The sequence below is a fragment of the Streptomyces sp. NPDC026673 genome, assembly GCF_040638135.1.
Lineage (GTDB): Bacteria > Actinomycetota > Actinomycetes > Streptomycetales > Streptomycetaceae > Actinacidiphila.
Window position 1 is genome coordinate 134930 of sequence record NZ_JBEZXR010000005.1, and the last position, 19842, is coordinate 154771.

The 19842-nt window shown below is 72.3% G+C and carries 18 protein-coding genes; 15 read left to right on the forward strand and 3 right to left on the reverse strand.

The genetic code is table 11. From position 1 onward, the window contains the following. Positions 1–17: 17 nt before the first annotated feature. Positions 18–1007 (reverse strand): LLM class flavin-dependent oxidoreductase, encoded by a 990-nt coding sequence (locus tag AB0F62_RS06195; protein WP_361792698.1) that lies wholly within the window; start codon positions 1005–1007, stop codon positions 18–20. A gap of 100 nt (positions 1008–1107) precedes the next feature. Between AB0F62_RS06195 and ftsY the strand changes: the two genes are divergently transcribed. Beyond that, the gene (gene ftsY / locus AB0F62_RS06200) at positions 1108–2331 is read left to right on the forward strand and encodes a signal recognition particle-docking protein FtsY (RefSeq protein ID WP_361792700.1); all 1224 of its coding nucleotides are present in this window, start codon (positions 1108–1110) and stop codon (positions 2329–2331) included. A gap of 111 nt (positions 2332–2442) precedes the next feature. Here ftsY and AB0F62_RS06205 read toward each other — a convergent pair whose 3' ends face one another. Further along, complete coding sequence (locus AB0F62_RS06205) at positions 2443–3117, reverse strand: bifunctional DNA primase/polymerase (RefSeq protein ID WP_361792702.1); 675 nt, start codon at positions 3115–3117, stop codon at positions 2443–2445. Positions 3118–3416: 299 nt separating this feature from the next. Between AB0F62_RS06205 and AB0F62_RS06210 the strand changes: the two genes are divergently transcribed. The 7 genes from AB0F62_RS06210 to ftsH all read left to right on the forward strand — a co-directional run bounded on the left by AB0F62_RS06210 (position 3417) and on the right by ftsH (position 13749). After that, positions 3417–4862, forward strand: coding sequence for a hypothetical protein (locus tag AB0F62_RS06210; RefSeq protein WP_361792704.1), 1446 nt, complete (start codon positions 3417–3419; stop codon positions 4860–4862). A 394-nt stretch (positions 4863–5256) separates the two neighbouring features. Further along, positions 5257–6615, forward strand: a complete 1359-nt coding sequence (locus AB0F62_RS06215; protein ID WP_361792706.1) for an ammonium transporter — start codon at positions 5257–5259, stop codon at positions 6613–6615. Continuing rightward, positions 6612–6950 (forward strand): P-II family nitrogen regulator, encoded by a 339-nt coding sequence (locus AB0F62_RS06220; protein ID WP_361792708.1) that lies wholly within the window; start codon positions 6612–6614, stop codon positions 6948–6950. The genes AB0F62_RS06215 and AB0F62_RS06220 overlap by 4 nt, the downstream gene beginning before the upstream one ends. Before the next feature lie 91 nt (positions 6951–7041). Further along, positions 7042–9522, forward strand: a complete 2481-nt coding sequence (locus AB0F62_RS06225; RefSeq protein ID WP_361792710.1) for a [protein-PII] uridylyltransferase — start codon at positions 7042–7044, stop codon at positions 9520–9522. Between the two features lie 84 nt (positions 9523–9606). Continuing rightward, complete coding sequence (gene ffh, locus AB0F62_RS06230) at positions 9607–11145, forward strand: signal recognition particle protein (RefSeq protein ID WP_361792712.1); 1539 nt, start codon at positions 9607–9609, stop codon at positions 11143–11145. 75 nt (positions 11146–11220) lie between these two features. Further along, entirely contained in the window at positions 11221–11736 is a 516-nt protein-coding gene (locus AB0F62_RS06235; protein WP_361792714.1) for a GNAT family protein, read from the forward strand. Positions 11737–11811: 75 nt separating this feature from the next. After that, positions 11812–13749 carry an ATP-dependent zinc metalloprotease FtsH gene (ftsH, locus tag AB0F62_RS06240; protein WP_361792716.1) on the forward strand — a complete coding sequence of 646 codons (1938 nt, stop codon included), beginning with the start codon at positions 11812–11814 and terminating at the stop codon, positions 13747–13749. Between the two features lie 30 nt (positions 13750–13779). Here ftsH and AB0F62_RS06245 read toward each other — a convergent pair whose 3' ends face one another. Continuing rightward, positions 13780–14607, reverse strand: a complete 828-nt coding sequence (locus tag AB0F62_RS06245) for a methyltransferase domain-containing protein (RefSeq protein WP_361792718.1) — start codon at positions 14605–14607, stop codon at positions 13780–13782. 217 nt (positions 14608–14824) lie between these two features. Here AB0F62_RS06245 and proS point away from each other — a divergent pair, with 217 nt between their 5' ends. From proS to rplS, 7 genes are all read left to right on the forward strand, one after another. After that, on the forward strand, positions 14825–16237 hold the full coding sequence (gene proS, locus AB0F62_RS06250) for a proline--tRNA ligase (RefSeq protein ID WP_361792719.1): 1413 nt from the start codon (positions 14825–14827) through the stop codon (positions 16235–16237). A 190-nt stretch (positions 16238–16427) separates the two neighbouring features. After that, entirely contained in the window at positions 16428–17018 is a 591-nt protein-coding gene (locus tag AB0F62_RS06255) for a hypothetical protein (protein ID WP_361792721.1), read from the forward strand. 226 nt (positions 17019–17244) lie between these two features. After that, positions 17245–17676 (forward strand): 30S ribosomal protein S16, encoded by a 432-nt coding sequence (gene rpsP / locus AB0F62_RS06260; RefSeq protein ID WP_018562959.1) that lies wholly within the window; start codon positions 17245–17247, stop codon positions 17674–17676. Positions 17677–17678: 2 nt separating this feature from the next. Then, a complete protein-coding gene (locus AB0F62_RS06265; protein WP_018562958.1) occupies positions 17679–17918 on the forward strand; it encodes an RNA-binding protein in 240 nt (79 codons plus the stop codon). 91 nt (positions 17919–18009) lie between these two features. Then, entirely contained in the window at positions 18010–18534 is a 525-nt protein-coding gene (rimM, locus tag AB0F62_RS06270; RefSeq protein WP_361792724.1) for a ribosome maturation factor RimM, read from the forward strand. 4 nt (positions 18535–18538) lie between these two features. Continuing rightward, entirely contained in the window at positions 18539–19348 is an 810-nt protein-coding gene (trmD, locus tag AB0F62_RS06275) for a tRNA (guanosine(37)-N1)-methyltransferase TrmD (protein ID WP_361792726.1), read from the forward strand. 131 nt (positions 19349–19479) lie between these two features. Continuing rightward, positions 19480–19830, forward strand: a complete 351-nt coding sequence (gene rplS / locus AB0F62_RS06280; RefSeq protein WP_018562955.1) for a 50S ribosomal protein L19 — start codon at positions 19480–19482, stop codon at positions 19828–19830. The last annotated feature ends 12 nt before the right edge of the window (positions 19831–19842 follow it).

Sequence of the window (19842 nt, forward strand, 5' to 3'; positions counted from 1 at the left end):
CCGCGGCCCGGGCACGGTCAGTCCTTGAGCCGCGGCAGCACCTGCTCCGCGAACAGGCGCAGGCTCCGCCAGCCCTCCTCGACCGGCATGCCCCCGCACAGGGGGTGCAGGACGAGGGCGGCGGCCGGGTCGGTGCTCGTCTCCGCGAAGGCGACGCACTCGTCGGGGGTGACCACGCGGTAGACGCCCTCGCGGCGCAGTTCCTCCGGCGACGCCGCCGTGGAGCGCACCGCCGAGCGGATGCCGGAGGACTGCCAGGAGGCGTAGGTGGCCGCCTCGTGGAACAGATGGCCCCCGTACTCCGCCCAGGTGCGGTCCGGGTCCTCGGACAGATGGAGCAGCGGCACCTGCGCCGGGGGCATCAGGCACCAGCCCTCGGTGCCGTGCTCGGCCAGCTGCTGCCGGTAGTACGTCTCCAGCTCCGGGAGGTGGGCGCTGGGGAAGAACGGCAGGCCGAGCCGGGCCGCCCGGCGCGCCGCGGCGCGCGAGCTGCCGCCGACGATCAGCAGCGGGTGCGGGGCGCTGTACGGGCGCGGGGTGACCCGGACGGTGCGGCCGCGGAAGGTGAAGGGCTCACCGGTCCATGCCCGGAGCAGGGTCTCCAGCAGCTCGTCCTGGAGGGCGCCGCGCCGGTGCCAGTCGACCCCGAGGGCCGCGTACTCCTCCGGGCGGTAGCCGATGCCGGCGACGGTGACCAGCCGTCCGCCGCCGATGTGGTCGAGCACCGCGATGTCCTCCGCCAGCCGCAGCGGGTCGTAGAGCGGCCCGATCAGCGCCGAGACGGTCACCGCGATCCGGCGGGTCGCACCGAGGACGGCCCCGGCGAAGGCGAGGGGGGAGGGCAGCCAGCCGTCGGGGGAGCCGTGGTGCTCCTCGGTCTGGAGGGTCGCGACGCCATGCTCGTCGGCGTACGCGGCCATCTCCAGGGCGGCCCGGTAGCGGTGGCTGAGGGCCCCGGGCGTGGCCGCGGGGTCGACGAGGTTGAAACGTACGACAGTGGCGGGCATGGGCCGACGTTAGCTGACGAACCGTCAGATGAACAGACTCGTGGACCCCCGCCGGGTGGCTCCCTGGAGGGCGGGCCGCGTGACCGATACTGGACGGGTTATGGAAACCGTCATTCTTGCCGTAGTCATCGCCCTGGTCGTGATCCTGGCGGCCGGCGGGCTGGTGGTGGGCAGCCGCCGCAGGAAGCAGCTGCCCCCCGCGCCGCCCGCCGAGACGCCGACGATCACCGCGCCTCCCGCCGAACCGCACATCGGCGACGAGGCGGAGGCCCCGCGGGACGAGCCCCGCAGGACCATCGAAGAGGTCGAGCTCCCCGAGTCGGACGCCCCCGCGGGCGGCGTCATCGTCGAGGAGCGCCCGGCCGCCCCCGAGATCGAGCAGCCCGAACCCACGGCCGGCCGCCTGGTGCGGCTGCGCTCCCGGCTCTCCCGCTCGCAGAACGCGCTCGGCAAGGGGCTGCTCACGCTGCTCTCCCGCGAGCACCTCGACGAGGACACCTGGGAGGAGGTCGAGGACACCCTGCTCACCGCGGACGTCGGTGTCGCCCCCACCCAGGAACTGGTGGAGCGACTGCGCACCCGGGTGAAGGTGCTCGGCACCCGTACCCCCGCCGACCTGCGGCAGCTGCTGCGCGAGGAACTGCTGACCCTGATCGACCCCGACCTCGACCGCACGCTCCACACGGACGGGCTGCCCAATGGGGACGGGGCCGACCAGCCGGCGGTGCTCATGGTCGTCGGCGTCAACGGCACCGGCAAGACCACCACCACCGGCAAGCTCGCCCGGGTCCTGGTGGCCGACGGCCGCAGCGTCGTGCTGGGCGCCGCCGACACCTTCCGTGCCGCGGCTGCCGACCAGCTGCAGACCTGGGGCGAGCGCGTCGGCGCCCGCACCGTGCGCGGGCCCGAGGCCGGCGACCCGGCGTCGGTCGCCTTCGACGCGGTCAAGGAGGGCATCGCCGAGGGCGCGGACGTCGTCCTCATCGACACCGCGGGCCGGCTGCACACCAAGACCGGCCTGATGGACGAGCTCGGCAAGGTCAAGCGCGTCGTGGAGAAGCACGGCCCGGTGAACGAGGTCCTGCTGGTCCTGGACGCCACGACCGGCCAGAACGGCCTGGTGCAGGCCCGGGTCTTCGCCGAGGTCGTCGACATCACGGGCATCGTGCTCACCAAGCTCGACGGCACCGCCAAGGGCGGCATCGTCGTCGCCGTCCAGCGCGAGCTGGGCGTCCCGGTCAAGCTCATCGGCCTGGGCGAGGGCGCGGACGACCTCGCGCCGTTCGAGCCCGAGGCCTTCGTGGACGCGCTGATCGGCTCATAGGCCGATCAGGCCGGAGCCGTACGGACCGGCCCGACGACAAGGGGCGCACTCGCGTGAGTGCGCCCCTTGTCGTTGTCCGTTCCTCACGGTCCGTTCCTCACGGTCCGTGCGTCACGCGAACGCGCGGTCCCGGTGGCAGACGTACGCCAGCGTGCCGAGCAGCAGCCGGGCCTCCGGGGGCTGACGGGCGGCGTCCAGGGCCGGCGGCCGCAGCCAGCGGACCGGGCCGAGGCCGCCGAGGTCCGAGGGCGGGGCGGTCACATGGTCGCCCGGCCCGAGGCAGCGCAGGTCGAGGTCGGCGTCGTCCCAGCCCATGCGGTACAGCAGATGCGGGAGCTCGGCGGCGGCGCCCGGCGCGACGAAGAACTGCGCCCGGCCGTCCGGGGTGGCGATGACCGGTCCGAGGCGCAGCCCCATGCGCTCCAGGCGCACCAAGGCGCGTACGCCGGATCGTTCCGCCACGTCGATCACGTCGAAGGCGCGTCCCACGGGGAGCATGAGCGCCGCACCCGGCACGCGCTCCCAGGCGGCGACGGCCTCCTCGAGGGTGGCCCCGGCCGGCACCTCCCCGGCGAGCTCCAGGGCGTGGGCGCCCGGCGCCTTGCACCCCGGGTCACCGCAGGAGCACTGCCCGCCCCCGCGCGTGGCGCGCGCACCCGGCGCCACCGCCCATCCGCACAACCCGGTGTACTCCGCCACGGTGGTGCACGCCGAGGCGTGCGTCCGGCGGCGCGCGCCGGAGCGGATGTGACGCATCTCCCGCATGCTGCCGATCGTGAAGCCCATGACACCCCCAACGGGTCGCAGTTGCCGATGGTTACGCCCGTGCCTGATCGGCATGTGTCAAGTGAATCGCGCCGTGTGCACATGTAGTTCATTCGAAGGGGTGGCGAATGGTGGCGTTTTCGCTGGAGGCATCGCCGGATGGGTGATCGTAGGATTACTTTCGGTTTGCAAGCCCCGGAAGTGTGCGGGCCGGCGGGTATGCCGGAGGCAAGACTCGTAGGACACTGAGGCACTTGGGGGCCAGGCAGGCAACGGCCCTCATCCCCAAAGGTGTTGGGCGACGGAATGGGGGCATCACGGTGGGCGGCACACAGGACAAGCAGCCCAACGCGCAGTTGACCTCATGGTTCGTGCGCAGCGGCTGGTCCAAGGGCGAACTGGCCCGTCAGGTGAACCGCAGAGCACGCCAGATGGGCGCACTGCACGTCAGCACGGACACCTCCCGGGTGCGCCGCTGGCTCGACGGCGAGCAGCCGCGCGAACCCATTCCGCGCATCCTGTCCGAGCTGTTCTCCGAACGCTTCGGCACCGTCGTCCCGGTCGAGGACCTCGGCCTGCGGCCGGCGCTCCAGCCGCCCGCCAGCACCGGCGTGGACCTGCCGTGGGCGGGCCCGCAGACGGTCCAGCTGATCAACGAGTTCTCCCGCAGCGACCTGATGCTCGGCCGCCGGGGCTTCCTCGGCGCCTCCCTGGCGCTCTCCGCCGGCCCCGCCCTCGTCGAGCCGATGCAGCGCTGGCTCGTGCCCACCCCCGCCTCCGCCGACATCCCCCCGCCCCGCGAGTCCGGGGGCAGGGTCCGGCTCTCCGAGCCCGAGCTGGAGCTGCTGGAGGCCACCACGGTGATGTTCCGGCAGTGGGACAACCAGTGCGGCGGCGGCCTGCGCCGCAAGGCCGTGGTGGGCCAGCTGCACGAGGTGACCGACCTGCTCCAGGAAACGCATCCGCAACCCGTGGCCAAGCGGCTCTACCGCGTCACGGCCGAGCTGGCGGCGCTCGCCGGCTGGATGTCGTACGACGTCGGTCTGCACCCCACCGCCCAGAAGTACCTGGTCCTCGCCCTGCACGCGGCCAAGGAGGCCGACGACCGCCCGCTGGGCGCCTTCATCCTCTCCAGCATGAGCCGGCAGATGATCCATCTGGACCGGCCCGACGACGCACTGGAACTCATCCACCTGGCGCAGTACGGCAGCCGGGACGGGGCGACCGCCACCACCCAGGCGATGCTGTACGCGATGGAGGCCCGCGCCTACGCCAACATGGGCCAGGTCAGCAAGTGCCACCGCGCCGTACGCATGGCCGAGGACGCCTACAGCGACTCCCGCCCCGCCGAGGACCCGGACTGGATCAGCTTCTTCAACGAGGCCGAGCTCAACGCCGAGAACGCCCACTCCTACCGCGACCTGGCGTATGTGGCGGGCCGCAGCCCCACCTACGCCTCGCTGGCCCACCCGGTGATGCAGCGGGCCGTCGACCTCTTCGCCCAGGACAGCGTCCACCAGCGCGCCTATGCCCTCAACCTGATCGGCATGGCCACCGTGCACCTGCTCCAGCGGAACCCGGAGGAGGCCGCCGGACTCACCGTCCAGGCCATCGACGTCGCCAAGCACGTCCGCTCCGAGCGGGTCAACACCCGCATCCGCAAGACCGCCGACAGCGCGCTGCGCGACTACGGCGATGTCGCCGAGGTCGCCCAGCTCACCGAGCGCCTGGTGTCCGACCTCTCCGAGGCCGCCGAGAGCGCCTGACCCGGCGGCCCACCCCGCACCCCGGCCGCGGCCGGCCACCCCGACAGCCCGACTCGGCTCCCCCATGCCAGGTCAATCGGGTGCCCGCCGCGGCCGGTCCTCGTTCACCGGACACATCCGGATCGACGGCGTGGCGAGGTTTGTACACCCCGGCGCGCGCGGCACGTATACAGCTCGTCGGCCCGCCCGAGGGGTCACGGAGTCGTGACGGCGTCGTCATGGCGGCGCCCGCTGGGGCGGCGGTTCATCGCGACGTAACACGGACGACTTCTTCGTCACGGTGCCGAAACACCCCATGGCGTCGACGGAAACCCGGCTGGGACAACCTCATGGCGAAAACCGGCCCACTGAGCCCGCATCCCGCACGGGCCGTTCGGATGACGAGGAGACGCCGATGGCAGCAGGCTTTTTGACGCTTGCCGCAGACACGCCCACGCTCGACAGCGGTAGCACGGCGTTCATGCTGCTGAGCGCGGCACTGGTGCTCGTGATGACCCCCGGTCTGGCCTTCTTCTACGGCGGCATGGTCCGGGTCAAGAGCGTGCTGAACATGCTGATGATGAGCTTCATCGCCATCGGCATCGTCACGGTGCTGTGGACGCTCTACGGCTTCAGCGTCGCGTTCGACTCCGGGAACGCCTTCTTCGGCGGCTTCGAGTGGGCCGGCATGCGCAACATCGGGATCGCCCAGCTGTGGGACGGCTACACCATCCCGGTCTACGTCTTCGCCGTCTTCCAGCTGATGTTCGCGATCATCACCCCCGCCCTGATCAGCGGTGCGCTGGCGGACCGGGTGAAGTTCACCGCCTGGTCGCTCTTCGTCGCGCTGTGGGCCACGGTCGTCTACTTCCCGGTCGCCCACATGGTCTGGGCGTCCGACGGCTTCCTCTTCACCCGCGGCGTGATCGACTTCGCCGGTGGTACGGCGGTGCACATCAACGCCGGTGCCGCGGCGCTCGGTGTGATCCTCGTCATCCGCAAGCGCGTGGGCTTCAAGAAGGACCCGTTCCGGCCGCACAACCTGCCGCTGGTCATGCTCGGCGCCGGTCTCCTGTGGTTCGGCTGGTTCGGCTTCAACGCCGGCTCCTGGCTCGCCTCCGACGGCGTCGCGGCCGTGGCCTTCACCAACACCCAGGTCGCCACCGCCTCCGCGATGCTCGGCTGGCTCGCCTACGAGAAGATCAAGCACGGCTCCTTCACCACCCTGGGCGCCGCGTCCGGCGCGGTCGCCGGTCTGGTCGCCATCACCCCGGCCTGTGGCTCGGTGAGCCCGCTCGGCGCCATCGCGGTCGGTGTCATCGCCGGTGTGGCCTGCGCCGCCGCGGTCGGACTGAAGTACAAGTTCGGCTACGACGACTCCCTCGACGTGGTCGGCGTCCACATGGTCGGTGGCATCATCGGCTCCCTGCTCATCGGCTTCTTCGCCACCGGCGGGGTCGGCCAGACCGCCAAGGGCGTCTTCTACGGCGGCGGCTTCGACCAGCTGTGGAAGCAGTTCCTGGGTGTCGGCGTGGTCCTCGCCTACTCGCTGGTCGCCTCGGCGATCCTTGCCAAGCTCATCGACCTGGTGATCGGATTCACCGTCAGTGAGGACACCGAGGTCGCGGGCATCGACCAGGCCGAGCACGCGGAGACCGGCTACGACTTCGCAGGCGTGGCCGGCGCGGTCCGCGCCGCCCTCTCCTCCCCGGACAGCAGCAGTGGCACCGGCACCCAGGTGACCGACGCCCCGTCGAAGAAGGTGGACGCGTGAAGCTCATCACCGCGGTCGTGAAGCCGCACCGGCTGGACGAGATCAAGGAGGCCCTGCAGGCCTTCGGCGTCCAGGGTCTGACGGTCACCGAGGCCAGCGGCTACGGCCGCCAGCGGGGCCACACCGAGGTCTACCGCGGTGCCGAGTACACCGTGGACCTGGTGCCCAAGATCCGCATCGAGGTGCTCGTCGAGGACGGCGACGCCGAGCAGCTGATCGACGTGATCGTCAAGGCGGCCCGCACCGGCAAGATCGGTGACGGCAAGGTCTGGAGCATCCCGGTCGAGACCGCGGTCCGGGTCCGGACCGGGGAGCGCGGCCCGGACGCACTCTGAGGACGCGGGGGCGCGGCCGGAACTCCGGCCGCGCCCTTTCGCACCACCGATCCCGAGCAGTTTCACCGCACGGCCTGCGACTGGAGACAGTGTGACGGAGAGCGTCGACGCGAAAGCCAACGACGGAAACGCCCCTGCAGGCTATGCGGCGGCCCGGCTGGCCCTCCTGAACGGCGAGGGCCCGTCCGGGCCGCCGCGCCGTAAGGCACTGGCCGCCCTGACCGACGCCTGGCTCGCCGACCTCGCCCGCTCCGCCGCCGACCGGGCCGGGGCGCAGGGCTGGTCGCTGGTCGCCGTCGGCGGTTACGGCCGGGGCGAGCTCTCCCCGCGCAGCGACCTCGACCTGCTGCTGCTCCACGACGGCTCCGGCAGGTCCGGCTCCGTTGCCACCCTGGCCGACGGGGTCTGGTACCCGGTCTGGGACCTGGGCGTCGCCCTCGACCACTCCGTCCGCACCCCCGCCGAGGCCCGCAAGACCGCCGCCGAGGACCTCAAGGTCCAGCTCGGCCTCCTCGACGCCCGCCACCTCGCCGGGGACGCCGCCCTCACCGCCTCACTGCGCACCGCCGTCCTCGCCGACTGGCGCAACCAGGCCCCCAAGCGGCTCCCGGCCCTCCACGAGCTGTGTCAGGAGCGCGCCGAACGCCACGGCGAGCTGTCGTACCTCCTGGAGCCCGACCTCAAGGAGGCCCGCGGCGGTCTGCGCGACGCCACCGCCCTGCGCGCCGTCGCCGCCTCCTGGCTCGCCGACGCGCCCCGCGAGGGCCTGGAGGACGCGCGTACCCGTCTGCTCGACGCCCGGGACGCCCTCCACCTGGTGACCGGCCGTGCCACCGACCGGCTGGCCCTGCAGGAGCAGGACCAGGTCGCCGCCGCACTCGGCCTGCTGGACGCCGACGCGCTGCTGCGCCAGGTGTACGAGGCGGCCCGGACCGTCGGCTACGCCTTCGACGTCACCTGGCGCGAGGTCGGCCGGGTCCTGCGCTCCCGCCAGATGCGGCCCCGTCGGCGCGGGCTGCTGGGCCGGTCCCGCCCGGAGCAGAGCGGCGGACCGCTCGAGCGCACCCCGCTCGCCGAGGGCGTCGTCGAGCACGAGGGCGAAGCCGTCCTCGCCCGTACGGTCAAGCCCGAGCGCGACCCCGTGCTGCCGCTGCGCGCCGCCGCGGCCGCCGCCGAGAACGGCCTGCCGCTGTCGCTGCACGCGGTCCGCCGGCTCAGCGTGGCCCAGGCCACCCGGCCGCTGCCGGTGCCGTGGCCCGCGGAGGCACGGGAGCAGCTCGTCACCCTGCTCGGCGCGGGGGAGTCCACCGTGCAGGTGTGGGAGGCCCTGGAGGCCGAAGGCATGATCACGCGGCTGATCCCGGACTGGGAGCGGGTGCGCTGCCGCCCGCAGCGCAACGCCGTGCACATCTGGACCGTCGACCGCCACCTCATCGAGTGCGCGGTGCGCGCCTCGCGGCTGACCCGCCGGGTCGGCCGCCCCGACCTGCTGCTCATCGGCGCCCTGCTGCACGACATCGGCAAGGGCTGGCCCGGCGACCACTCCGAGGCGGGCGAGATCATCGCCCGGGACGTCGCGGCCCGCTTCGGCTTCGGCCGCGCCGACGTCGAGACGCTGGCCCTGCTCGTCCGCCACCATCTGCTGCTGATCGAGACCGCGACCCGGCGCGACCTGGACGACCCCGCCACCGTGCAGAGCGTCGCCGAGACCGTCCGCGACGCCGAGACCCTGGAGCTGCTGCACGCGCTCACCGAGGCCGACGCCCTCGCCACCGGGCCCGCGGCCTGGAGCGCCTGGCGTGCCTCGCTCGTCGGCGACCTCGTCAAGCGGGTCTCGGCCGTCCTGGCGAGCGGGGCGGTGCCGGAGCCCGCCGCCCCCGAGCCCACCGCCGAGGAGGAGCGGCTGGCGGTCGAGGCGGCCCGCACCCGTGGTCCGGTCATCGCGCTGCACGCGCACGCCGAACCGGATCCGGACGGTGCCGCCCCCCGGGCCGCGGACGGCGAGCCCGAGCCCGTCGGCGTCGAACTGCTGCTCGCCGTCCCCGACCGCCCGGGGCTGCTCGCCGCGGCGGCGGGGGTGCTCGCCCTGCACCGGCTCACCGTCCGCGCCGCCGACCTGCGCGCCGTCGACCCCATCGGCGATGGGCCGGTCACGCTTCTGCGCTGGCGGGTGGCCGCCGAGTACGGCTCGCTGCCCGAGGCGGCACGGCTGCGCAACGACTTCGCCCGGGCCTTCGCGGGCTCCCTGGACATCGAGGCGCGGCTGGCGGAGCGCGAGTCGGCCTACCCCCGCCGCCGCGGTGTGACGCCCCCGCCGCCGCGGGTCACGGTCGCCCGCGGCAGTTCCAGCGCCGCCACCGTCATCGAGGTCCGCGCCCACGACGCCCCGGGCCTGCTGCACCGCATCGGCCGGGCCCTGGAGTCCACCGGCGTGAACGTCAGGTCCGCCCGGATCAGCACGCTCGGCGCCAACGCGGTGGACGCGTTCTACGTCACCGACACCACGGGCGATCCGCTCCCGGACGTACGCGCGGCCGAGGTCGCCGACGAGGTCGAGCGGGCACTGCGCTGACACGGTGGAGACCTTTCCCGGGCCGGGCGGATACCCTTGAGGACGACCTATCACCCGCCCCCGACCTGAGGATCCGCGACCGACGTGTTCGACACCCTTTCCGACCGCCTCGCAGCGACATTCAAGAACCTCCGGGGCAAGGGCCGCCTCTCCGAGGCGGACATCGACGCCACCGCGCGCGAGATCCGCATCGCGCTGCTGGAGGCGGACGTCGCGCTGCCGGTGGTCCGTGCCTTCATCAAGCAGGTCAAGGAGCGGGCGACCGGGGCCGAGGTCTCCCAGGCGCTCAACCCCGCCCAGCAGGTCGTCAAGATCGTCAACGACGAGCTGATCGGCATCCTCGGCGGCGAGACCCGCAGGCTGCGGTTCGCCAAGCAGCCGCCGACCGTCATCATGCTCGCCGGTCTGCAGGGTGCCGGTAAGACGACCCTGGCCGGCAAGCTCGGTCTCTGGCTGAAGGGCCAGGGCCACGCCCCGCTGCTGGTCGCCGCCGACCTCCAGCGCCCCAACGCCGTGAACCAGCTCCAGGTCGTCGCGGAGCGGGCCGGCGTCGCGGCCTTCGCACCCGAGCCCGGCAACGGCGTGGGCGACCCGGTGCAGGTCGCCAAGGACTCCATCGAGCACGCCCGGACCAAGCAGTACGACGTCGTCATCGTCGACACCGCCGGCCGCCTCGGCATCGACGCCGAGATGATGCAGCAGGCCGCGGACATCCGCGACGCCGTGCAGCCCGACGAGATCCTCTTCGTCGTCGACGCCATGATCGGCCAGGACGCGGTCAACACCGCCGAGGCCTTCCGTGACGGCGTCGGCTTCGACGGCGTGGTCCTCTCCAAGCTCGACGGCGACGCCCGCGGCGGTGCCGCGCTGTCCATCGCGCACGTCACCGGCCGCCAGATCATGTTCGCCTCCAACGGCGAGAAGCTGGACGAGTTCGACGCCTTCCACCCCGACCGGATGGCCTCGCGCATCCTCGGCATGGGTGACGTCCTCAGCCTGATCGAGAAGGCGGAGCAGACCTTCAGCCAGGCCGAGGCCCAGAAGATGGCCGAGAAGCTGGCCAAGGGTCCCAAGGAGTTCACCCTCGACGACTTCCTCCAGCAGATGGAGCAGGTCCGCAAGATGGGCTCGATCTCCAAGCTGCTCGGCATGCTCCCGGGCATGGGCCAGATCAAGGACCAGATCAACAACCTCGACGAGCGCGACGTCGACCGCACCGCCGCGATCATCAAGTCGATGACGCCGGGCGAGCGCCAGGACCCCACGATCATCAACGGCTCCCGTCGCGCCCGCATCGCCCGCGGTTCCGGTGTGGACGTCAGCGCCGTCAAGAGCCTGGTCGAGCGGTTCTTCGAGGCCCGCAAGATGATGTCGCGGATGGCCCAGGGCGGGATCCCGGGGATCCCCGGCATGCCGGGGATGGGCGGCGGCGCCCGCCAGAAGAAGCAGCAGAAGAAGGCCAAGGGCAAGCGGCAGAGCGGCAACCCGCTCAAGCGCGCCGAGCAGGAGCGGGCCGACGCCGCCCGTCGCGAGCAGCAGGGCGGCGGCGCCTTCGGCATGCCGCCCGCCCAGGGCGGCCAGGACTTCGAACTGCCCGACGAGTTCAAGAAGTTCATGGGCTGAGTTCCGTCCCCGTCCGTGCGGCGGCGGCGCCCCCTTGCGACGGGGGCGTCGCCGCCGCACGTGCATGATGGACCCATGCGCGTACACATCCGCCCGCCGGAGCCCGCCGACGCCCCCGCCAACCGCGAGGCGGTGCTCCGCTCCGCCGAGCACGTGGGGGCGTGGAATCCGGTCGAACCCGAGGGGCTGCCCGAACTGCTGCGCCGCCAGGGCCCCGGGCTGCGCACCTTCCTGGTCCTCGACGAGGAGAGCGGCGGGATCGTGGGCAAGTGCAACGTGGCCAACATCGTGATGGGACGCTTCCGCAACGCCAGCCTGGGCTACGACAGCTATGTGCCCTTCGTCGGCACCGGGCGGATGAGCGAGGGCATGCGGCTCGTCGTCGACCGCTGCTTCGCCCCGGAACCGGGGGGGCTGGGCCTGCACCGGCTGGAGATCAACGTGCAGCCGGAGAACGAGAGGTCCGTCGCCATGGCCAAGCGCCTCGGCTTCCGCCACGAGGGCTTCTCGCCCCGGATGCTCTACCTGAACGACGCCTGGCGCGACCACGAGCGCTTCGCGCTCACCGCGGAGGAGTGGCCCGGGGCGTAGCAGCCCCGGCGTCTGCCGGGCGGGTCCGCGCGGCCCTGAGGGGCGACACCGCGGAGCTGTCCTTATCGTCGGGATATGGGCAATTCCGTACCGCCCCGGCAGAACCCGGACGACCCATGGCGGACGGAGGGCGCGCCACCCTCGCCGCCCACCCGGCGACGGCGCCGTATGGGCGGCTGGGGCGGCATGATCCTGGCGGCGCTCGTCGTCTTCCTCATCACCGACCTGGTGCTCTCGCTGTTCACCGGGTCCCGGCCGACCACGATCTCGTACACCGAGTTCAACCGGCAGCTCGCCGCGGACAACATCTCGAAGATCTACTCCAAGGGCGACTCCATCGAGGGGCAGCTCAAGAAGAAGCAGGACGTGCCCGGGGCCGACGAGGGCACGTACATGCAGTTCAAGACCCAGCGGCCGGTCTTCGCCGACGACGACCTGTGGGCGACGCTGACGAAGAACAAGGTGACCGTCACCGCCGAGCCCGTGGTCCAGCAGCGCGGCCTGCTCTACAACCTGCTGCTCTCGCTCGCGCCGGTCCTGCTGCTGGTCCTGCTCTGGATCTACGTCTCCCGCCGGATGAGCAAGCTGGCCGGCGGCGGACTCGGCGGCCTGGGCGGCCTCGGCCGCAGGGCCCCGCCGCGGCCGGTCGTCCCGGAGGAGGGCCGGCGCACCACCTTCGAGGACGTCGCCGGCATCGACGAGGTCGAGGCCGAACTGGGAGAGGTGGTCGACTTCCTCAAGCGCCCGCAGGCCTACCGCGCCCTCGGGGCGCGGATGCCGCGCGGCGTGCTGCTCGCCGGACCGCCGGGCACCGGCAAGACCCTGCTCGCCCGGGCGGTCGCGGGCGAGGCCGACGTGCCCTTCTTCTCCGCCTCGGCGTCGGAGTTCATCGAGATGATCGTCGGCGTCGGCGCCGGCCGGGTGCGCGAGCTGTTCGCCGAGGCCCGCAAGGTCGCCCCGGCGATCATCTTCATCGACGAGATCGACACCATCGGCCGTGCCCGCGGCGCCGCGGGAGGCCTCGGCGGCCACGACGAGCGCGAGCAGACCCTCAACCAGATCCTCACCGAGATGGACGGCTTCTCCGGCTCCGAGGGCGTCGTCGTCATCGCCGCCACCAACCGTCCCGACGTCCTCGACCCCGCCCTCACCCGTCCAGGCCGCTTCGACCGCGTCGTGCACGTCAGCCCGCCCGACCGTACGGGCCGGGAGGAGATCCTCCGCATCCACCTGCGCCAGGTCCCCCTGGAGGGCGGCATCGACCTGACCGCGGTCGCGCGCGCCACGCCCGGGATGACGGGTGCGGAGCTCGCCAACCTCGCCAACGAGGCCGCCCTGCTCGCCGTCAAGCGCGACAAGTCCGCGGTGGGGCAGCGCGAGCTCTCCGACGCCTTGGAGAAGGTGCAGCTCGGCGCCGCGCGGCCGCTGGTCATACCCGCCGAGGAGCGCCGCCGCACCGCCTACCACGAGTCCGGGCACGCCCTGCTCGGCATGCTGCACCCCGGCGCCGACCCCGTACGCAAGATCACCATCGTTCCGCGCGGCCGGGCCCTGGGCGTCACGCTCTCCACCCCCGACTCCGACCGCTACGCGTACACCGAGGAGTACCTGCGCGGCCGGATCATCGGCGCACTCGGCGGCATGGCCGCCGAGCACGTCGTCTTCGGGGTGATCACCACGGGCGCCGAGAACGACCTGGAGCAGGTCACCAACGTCGTCCGCGGGATGGTCGGCCGCTGGGGCATGAGCGAGAAGGTCGGCCCGCTCTCCGCGATCCCGTCCGACTCCCAGCAGCCCTACGGGCTGTCCGCCGCCCCGGCCACCCTCGACGTGATCGACGCCGAGATGCGCAGGATCGTCGACGAGTGCTACGGGACCGCCTGCCGGCTGCTGAGCCGGCACCGCGAGCAGCTGGACGCCCTGGCGGAGCGGCTGCTGGAGGCCGAGACACTGGAGGAGGACGAGGCCTACGAGGCCGCGGGCATCCCGCGGCTCGCCAAGGCGGCCGAGTAGCCGCCGCGGCGGTGCGCGGGAACGTTCCGGCTACACCCGGGCCACGAGGTACCGGAAGACGTTCTCCATCCGGACCGTGCCGTCGGCCCGCCGGTACGCGTGCAGCGCCTCCCGCAGCTCCTTGCGGACCTGGTCCTCGTCCGTGGCGTCCACGGCGGCGTCGAAGAGCCCGGTCGACACCAGGCCGCGCACGGCGCTGTCCATGTCGGGATAGCCGAACGGGCAGGACACCCGTCCCGAGCCGTCGGGACGCAGCCCCGCCCCGCGCGCCAGCTCCTCCAGGTCGTCACGGCCGCTGAGCCGGACCGGGGCGGCCGCGCCGCGCGGCTCGGCCAACCGGGCCGCGACCCGCAGAACGCGCTCGGTCGCGCACCGCTCGGGCGGTCCCCAGCCGGCCAGTACGACCGGGCTGCCCCGCTCCGCCAGGCCCGCAGCGGCCCGGAGCGCCGGGACGAGCGCGGCCGGGGCCGTCCCCGGATCGAGGGCGGTGATCATCGTGAACGGTGCCGCGTCCGGCCCGGACACGCGCTCCGGGCCGCCCGGCACCAGGCGGGTGCGCCCGTGCGGCCGCGCGGGCACGCCCCACTGCGGCTCGGGCAGCAGCCGCTGCCGGGCCAGTTCGAGGCGCCGTTCGTCCGGATCGCACCCCGTGACCGCCGCGCCCCGGGCCGAGGCCATGAGCAGCGCGAGTCCCGAGCCGCACCCGATGCCGAGCAACCGGGTGCGCGGGCCGACCTCCAACCGCTCGTGCACCGCCTCGTAGAGCGGTACGAGCATCCGCTCCTGGATCTCCGCCCAGTCACGCGCCCTGCCGTCGGTCCGGTGTGTTCGTGGGTGCCGTGCGAGCGTAGGTGTCATCGAGCGCCCCAATCAGCCGCGTCGCCGTCTCGCCGAAAGCCTTCCTCGTACGCCCCCCGGTTACGCCGCGCACGGGCGTCGTCACGCCGTGCATGCCCCCGGGAGCCAGCCAACTCCCCTTCCGGGCCGTAGTCCAGAGGTTTGAAGGTGGGGATTGGGCCGATTCCCGACCCCGCCGATTCACGCCCGGTGCCGCTGTCCCCGTACCATCTGCGGCATGGCAAAGGCTCCCGTACTCACGCCCCAGGCGGACGACTTCCCGCGCTGGTACCAGGACCTGATCAACAAGGCCGAGCTGGCCGACAACGGCCCGGTGCGCGGCACCATGGTCATCCGACCGTACGGGTACTCGCTGTGGGAGCGGATGCAGCAGGAGATGGACGCGCGGATCAAGGAGGCGGGCGCCCAGAACGCGTACTTCCCGCTCTTCATCCCGCAGTCCTACCTGACCCGCGAGGCCGAGCACGTCGAGGGCTTCGCGCCGGAGCTGGCGGTGGTCACCCACGGCGGCGGCAAGGAGCTGGAGGAGCCGGTCGTCGTCCGGCCGACCTCCGAGACGATCATCAACGAGTACTTCTCCAAGTGGGTGCAGAGCTACCGCGACCTGCCGCTGCTGATCAACCAGTGGGCGAACGTGGTCCGTTGGGAGATGCGCTCCCGGCTGTTCCTCCGTACGAGTGAGTTCCTGTGGCAGGAGGGCCACACCGCGCACGCCACCTACGAGGACGCCCGTGACTACGCCGCGATGATCCACCGCGACGTGTACGGCGACTTCATGATCGACGTCCTCGGCATCGACGTGGTCCTCGGCCGCAAGACCGCCCGCGAGCGCTTCGCCGGCGCCATCAACACCCTCACCCTCGAGGGCATGATGGGCGACGGCAAGGCGCTCCAGCTGGGCACCAGCCACGAGCTCGGCACCAACTTCGCCAAGGCCTTCAACACCTCCTACCTGTCGAAGGAAGGGCAGCAGGAGCTGGTCTGGCAGACCTCCTGGGGCGTGTCGACCCGCATGGTCGGCGGCCTGATCATGTCCCACGGCGACGACAACGGACTGCGCGTGCCGCCGCGGCTGGCGCCCGTGCAGGCCGTGATCCTGGCGATCAAGGGCGACGACGCGGTCGTCGCCAAGGTCCGCGAGATCGGCGAGCGGCTCAAGGCGGCGGGCGTCCGCGTCCAGGTCGACGTCCGCACCGACACCCCCTTCGGCCGCCGCGCCGTGGACTGGGAGCTCAAGGGCGTTCCCGTGCGCGTCGAGGTCGGCCCGCGCGACCTGGAGAACGGCACCGCGATGCTCGCCCGCCGTATCCCGGGCGGCAAGGAGCCGGTGGCGATCGACGAACTGGGCGCGCTGGTCCCCAAGGTGCTGGAGGAGGACCAGGCCACGCTGCTGCGCCAGTCCCGCGAGCGCCGCGAGTCCCGCACCGTGGACGTCAAGACGATCACCGAGGCCGCCGAGGCCGCGGCCACCGGCTGGGCCCGCATCCCCTGGGCGGACCTCGGCCCGGAGGGCGAGGCCAAGCTGGCCGAGCAGAGCGTGTCGGTGCGCTGCCTGGTCACCGAGGACGGCGGGGTTCCGGAAGCGGACGACGCGCCGGGTACCGTCGCGATCGTCGGGCGGGCATACTGACCGTCAACTGACTGAAAAGCGACGTACGTAATCGGCAGTACGTCCTTGCTTGGGGCGGGTGCGTGACTTCTCCACTGTCCTCCGCACCCGCCCTCAGCCGTACGCATCATCCGGAACTGACTAGTACGTGCAAAATATTTGGGATGGCCCGGTATCGGAACACAGGGCGCCCCCGGCTCGTTGTCACGACGTGAGCACGACACCACCAGTCCTCGCCGCCGAGCTGGCAGTCGCATGGGCCGACATTCAACGGCACCATCCCGAACTGCCCGATCTGGCCGCCCCCGAGTCCCTGATCGGAGAGTCCTCGTCCGCGTGCGGCACGGAGCTCTCCTTCGAGCGCCTGCTGCACGAGGCCGTCCACGGAGTCGCCGCCGCGCGCGGCGTCCGGGACACCTCTCGGGCGGGCCGCTACCACAACCGTCGATTCCTGGCCATCGCCGACGAGCTCGGCCTGGACCACTCCGAGGAGCCGCACCCCAGCAGCGGCTTCTCCCTGGTCCAGATGCGCCCGGACACCAAGAAGCGCTACCGGTCGACGATCGACCGGCTGCAGCGCGCGCTCAGAGCGCACACCGCGGCGACCGCCGCCGACACCGCCCGCAGTTTCCGCGGGCCCGCCGCCCGGCACGGGTCCTCGGGCGGAGGCGTACGGGTGAAGGCGGTCTGCGACTGCGGACGCAACGTCCGCGTCGTCCCGTCCGTGCTCGCGCAGGCGCCGATCGTCTGCGGGGCGTGCGGTACACCGTTCCGGATTCCGGAGGCCGCGGCGGTCGCGTGAGCGCCCGCCGCGGCACGGGGGCGGCGCCGTACGGGGGCAGCGCCGGTGGGGTCACCGGCGTGCGGTGGCATGCCCGCCGTATGGCAGAATGGTCAGCTGAGCACTCGGCAGCCGTGCAGGACCCCTCTCTCCTTCGGCTGACGCGTCCGTCGGGCAAACCGGCTCCACAACCCCACGTGGCTGTCTGTTCTGCCCAACCACGTCAACACCAGGAGAACCCACTCCCGTGGCAGTCAAGATCAAGCTGAAGCGTCTGGGCAAGATCCGTTCGCCTCACTACCGCATCGTCGTCGCCGACTCCCGTACCCGCCGTGACGGCCGGGCCATCGAGGAGATCGGTCTGTACCACCCGGTCCAGAACCCGTCGCGCATCGAGGTCAACGCCGATCGCGTCGCGTACTGGCTGGGTGTCGGCGCGCAGCCGACCGAGCCCGTGCTCGCCATCCTGAAGAAGACCGGCGACTGGCAGAAGTTCAAGGGCGAGCCGGCTCCGGCCCCGCTCCTGGTCGCCGAGCCCAAGGCCGACAAGCGCGCCCTCTTCGAGGCCGCCGCCAAGGACGCTGGTGACGAGCCCAAGGGTGAGGCCATCACCCAGAAGGCCAAGAAGTCCGACAAGAAGGACGAGGCCGCCGAGGCGGCCGAGTCGACCGAGGCCTGATCGTGCTCGAGGAGGCCCTCGAGCACCTGGTCAAGGGCATCGTCGACAATCCCGACGAGGTGCAGGTCGCCGCGCGCACCCTGCGCCGCGGGAAGGTCCTCGAGGTCCGGGTGCACCCCGACGACCTCGGCAAGGTGATCGGCCGCAACGGCCGCACCGCCCGCGCCCTGCGCACTGTCGTGGGCGCGATCGGCGGACGGGGTGTGCGCGTCGACCTCGTCGACGTGGACAACGTCCGCTGAGGTACGCAGCACCGGCACGGGCCGGGGGTGGCACTTGGGCCGCCCCCGGCCCGTGGCCTTATCCGACACGTGAGCACAGGAGCGCGAACAAGTGCAGCTGGTAGTGGGACGCATCGGCCGCGCCCATGGCATCAAGGGCGAGGTCTCGGTGGAGGTGCGCACCGACGAGCCGGAACTGCGGCTCGCCCCGGGCGCCGTGCTCGCCACGGACCCGGCCTCGGCCGGCCCGCTCACCGTCGAGACCGGCCGGGTGCACAGCGGCCGGCTGATGCTGCGCTTCGCGGGCGTCAAGGACCGCACCGGCGCCGAGGCCCTGCGCAACACCCTGCTGATCGCCGAGGTCGACCCGGACGAGACGCCGGAGGACCCCGAGGAGTTCTACGACCACCAGCTGATCGACCTCGACGTGGTCACCGTCGACGGCACCGAGATCGGCCGGATCAAGGAGATCTCCCACCTGCCGTTCCACGACCTGCTCGTGGTGGAGCGGCCGGACGGCGGCGAGGTCATGGTGCCCTTCGTCACCGAGATCGTCCCCGAGATCGACCTGGAGCGGCAGCGGGCCGTCATCGCCCCGCCGCCGGGCCTGCTCGACGAGGCCGAGGCGGAGCAGTAGGACCATGCGCATCGACGTCGTCACGATCTTCCCCGAGTACCTGGAGCCGCTGAACGTCTCGCTGGTCGGCAAGGCCCGGGCGCGCGGGCAGCTGGACGTCCGCGTCCACGACCTGCGCGAGTGGACCCACGACCGGCACAACACCGTCGACGACACCCCGTACGGCGGTGGACCGGGCATGGTCATGAAGCCCGATCCGTGGGGCGAGGCCCTGGACGCGGTCCTGGAGTCGGGCGAGGGCGAACCCGTGCTCGTGGTCCCCACCCCGAGCGGCCGCCCCTTCACCCAGGAGCTCGCGGTCGAGCTGTCGGCGAAGCCCTGGCTGGTCTTCACCCCGGCCCGGTACGAGGGCATCGACCGGCGGGTCATCGAGGAGTACGGCGAGCGGCTGGACGTCCGCGAGGTCTCCATCGGCGACTACGTCCTGGCCGGCGGCGAGGCCCCGGTCCTGGTGATGGTCGAGGCCGTGGCCCGGCTGCTGCCCGGCGTGCTGGGCAACGCCGAGTCGCACCGCGACGACTCCTTCGCCCCCGGCGCCATGGCCGACCTGCTGGAGGGCCCCGTCTACACCAAGCCCCCGGTGTGGCGCGACCGCGGGGTGCCGGACGTGCTGCTCAGCGGCCACCACGGCAAGGTCGCCCGCTGGCGCCGCGACGAGGCCTTCCGCCGTACGACGGAGAACCGCCCCGACCTCATCGAGCGCTGCGACCCGGCCGCCCTGGACAAGAAGGACCGCGCGATGCTCGCGGCCCTCGGCTGGGTGCAGGGCGAGGACGGCCGATTTGGGCGAGTCCCGGAGTCCGTGGAAGAATAGGCGGCTGCTGCTGTGCGTCCGGCGTGCGCCCCTGCCACAGGGGGACATGACGACCGTCCGACGGGCCGGCATTCGTATCACCACCACAATCCGCCGATGACCTGTGGCATGGGCGAAGAAAGCAGACGAACATGTCTCACCTGCTCGACACCGTCGACGCCGCGTCGCTGCGCAGCGACGTCCCGGCCTTCCGCCCGGGTGACACCGTCAACGTCCACGTCCGCGTGATCGAGGGCAACCGCTCCCGTATCCAGCAGTTCAAGGGCGTTGTCATCCGTCGCCAGGGTTCCGGCGTCCGTGAGACCTTCACGGTGCGCAAGGTCTCCTTCAGCGTCGGCGTCGAGCGCACCTTCCCGGTGCACAGCCCGATCTTCGAGAAGATCGAGCTCGTGACCCGCGGTGACGTGCGTCGGGCCAAGCTGTACTACCTCCGTGAGCTGCGCGGCAAGGCCGCGAAGATCAAGGAGAAGCGCGAGCGCTGAGCCCGCCGGGCA

Bases quoted from the DNA above. Each gene is read 5' to 3' on its own strand.
- AB0F62_RS06195 (WP_361792698.1), bottom strand. From the start codon at position 1,007: ATGCCCGCCACTGTCGTACGTTTCAACCTCGTCGACCCCGCGGCCACG.
- ftsY (WP_361792700.1), top strand. From the start codon at position 1,108: ATGGAAACCGTCATTCTTGCCGTAGTCATCGCCCTGGTCGTGATCCTG.
- AB0F62_RS06205 (WP_361792702.1), bottom strand. From the start codon at position 3,117: ATGGGCTTCACGATCGGCAGCATGCGGGAGATGCGTCACATCCGCTCC.
- AB0F62_RS06215 (WP_361792706.1), top strand. From the start codon at position 5,257: ATGGCAGCAGGCTTTTTGACGCTTGCCGCAGACACGCCCACGCTCGAC.
- AB0F62_RS06235 (WP_361792714.1), top strand. From the start codon at position 11,221: ATGCGCGTACACATCCGCCCGCCGGAGCCCGCCGACGCCCCCGCCAAC.
- ftsH (WP_361792716.1), top strand. From the start codon at position 11,812: ATGGGCAATTCCGTACCGCCCCGGCAGAACCCGGACGACCCATGGCGG.
- AB0F62_RS06245 (WP_361792718.1), bottom strand. From the start codon at position 14,607: ATGACACCTACGCTCGCACGGCACCCACGAACACACCGGACCGACGGC.
- proS (WP_361792719.1), top strand. From the start codon at position 14,825: ATGGCAAAGGCTCCCGTACTCACGCCCCAGGCGGACGACTTCCCGCGC.
- trmD (WP_361792726.1), top strand. From the start codon at position 18,539: ATGCGCATCGACGTCGTCACGATCTTCCCCGAGTACCTGGAGCCGCTG.
- rplS (WP_018562955.1), top strand. From the start codon at position 19,480: ATGTCTCACCTGCTCGACACCGTCGACGCCGCGTCGCTGCGCAGCGAC.